Below are 1,816 nucleotides of genomic sequence, written 5' to 3'. Positions count from 1 at the left end.
AAGCGCGCGCCGGAATGGACGGGCAGATAGGGGGGTATATGTCGGATCGACAACTGCGCATCGGGTGCGCTTCGGGTTTCTGGGGTGACACGCCGGAGGCCATTGGCCAGTTGGTGTCCAAGGGCGACATCGACTATCTGGTGTTCGATTACCTGGCCGAGGTGACGATGTCGCTGATGGCGCGGGCGCGGGCGAAGACGCCGGAGGCGGGCTTTGCGCCCGATTTCGTCAAGGCGCTGGTGCCCTGGCTTGAGGATATCAAGGCCAGGGGGATCAAGGTGGTGGCCAATGCCGGCGGGGTGAACCCGCGCGGTTGCCGCGACGCGCTCGCCAGGGCTGCCGCCGAGGCGGGGGTCGAGCTGTCCATCGGTGTCGTGCTGGGCGACGACCTCATGGAGCGCGCGGATGCGATCCGCGACCGCGGCGTGACCGAAATGTTTTCCGGCGCGGCCTTTCCGGACGAAATCTGGAGCATGAACGCCTATCTGGGCGCGCGCCCCATCGCGACCGCGCTGGACGCCGGGGCCGACATCGTGATCACCGGGCGCTGCGCCGACAGTGCCGTGGCGCTAGGCCCTTTGATGCACGAATTCGGCTGGAAAGACGAAGATTGGGACAAGCTCAGCCAGGGGTCCCTGGCGGGCCATCTGATCGAATGCGGCCCGCAGGGGACGGGGGGCAATTTCACCGACTGGCAGGACGTATCGGGCTGGGACGACATGGGGATGCCCATCGTCGAGGTGTCCGAAGACGGCAGTTTTGTCATGACCAAGACGGCCGATACCGGCGGTCTGGTGTCGCCCGGTTCGGCCGGCGAACAGATGCTCTATGAAATCGGCGATCCACGGGCCTATCTGCTGCCCGACGTGATCTGCGACTGGTCCGGTGTCACGCTCGAACAGATCGGCCCCGATCGGGTGCGGGTCAAGGGCGGCAAGGGGCTGGGGCGCACCGGCAGCTACAAGGTGTCGGCGACCTATGCCGACGGCTGGCGCGCGGTCACCACCCTGACGCTCGCCGCCATCGACGCCCCGGCCAAGGCCGAGCGCGTGGCCGAGGCGATCCTGACCCGCTGCCGTCGGATTTTCCGCAACAAGAACCTGGGCGATTTCCGGCAGGTGAGCGTCGAGATTCTGGGCGCCGAAGCCGCCTATGGCGCCAACGCCCGCGCCCGGACCCGCGAAGTGGTGCTCAAGATCGGCGTGGCACATGAGGAGCGCAGCGCGCTGAACATCTTTGCCGGTGAAATCGCGCCAATGGCCATTTCCACTGCGCAGGGTCTGACCGGGTTCTACGCCGGACGGCCCAAGGTACAGCCGGTGGTGCGGCTGTTTTCCTTCCTGCAGGACAAGGCCGACACGCCCGTTGCGGTCGAGGTCGATGGCAAGGATGTGCCAGTCACCGTCGCCACCAGGGAGGTGCGGCTTGATCCGCCCGCCACGCCGCCGGCCGACAGCCGCGACGCGGGCCCCGATGCCGTCAAGGTGCGCCTGGTCGAACTGGCCTGGGGCCGTTCGGGCGACAAGGGCGACATCGCCAATATCGGTATCATGGCCCGCAAGCCCGATTACCTGCCCTACATCCGATCCGCCCTCACCGAAGACGCGGTGAAAACCTATTTCGCCCACCTGTGCAACGGCCCGGTCGAACGCTTCGATCTGCCCGGAAGCCATGCGCTGAACTTCCTGCTGCATGAGTCCCTCGGCGGCGGCGGCATCGCCTCGGTCCGCATCGACCCCCAGGGCAAGGGCTTCGCACAAATGCTCCTCGACATCGAAATCCCCGTACCGGCAAAACTCGCCGAAAATGACGGGTT

At 66.4% G+C, this 1,816-nt stretch carries 1 protein-coding gene; it reads left to right on the top strand.

Annotated features, from left to right (window positions below; genetic code table 11):
- Nucleotides 1-38: 38 nt before the first annotated feature.
- Nucleotides 39-1,816 (top strand): acyclic terpene utilization AtuA family protein (locus AACZ75_RS15650; protein ID WP_339874147.1); only part of this gene is annotated, 1,778 nt, incomplete at its 3' end.

Source organism: uncultured Brevundimonas sp. (assembly GCF_963975535.1).
GTDB lineage: Bacteria > Pseudomonadota > Alphaproteobacteria > Caulobacterales > Caulobacteraceae > Brevundimonas.
The sequence above is the reverse complement of the archived record's forward strand: the minus strand, read 5'-3'. Positions and strand labels throughout refer to the sequence as shown.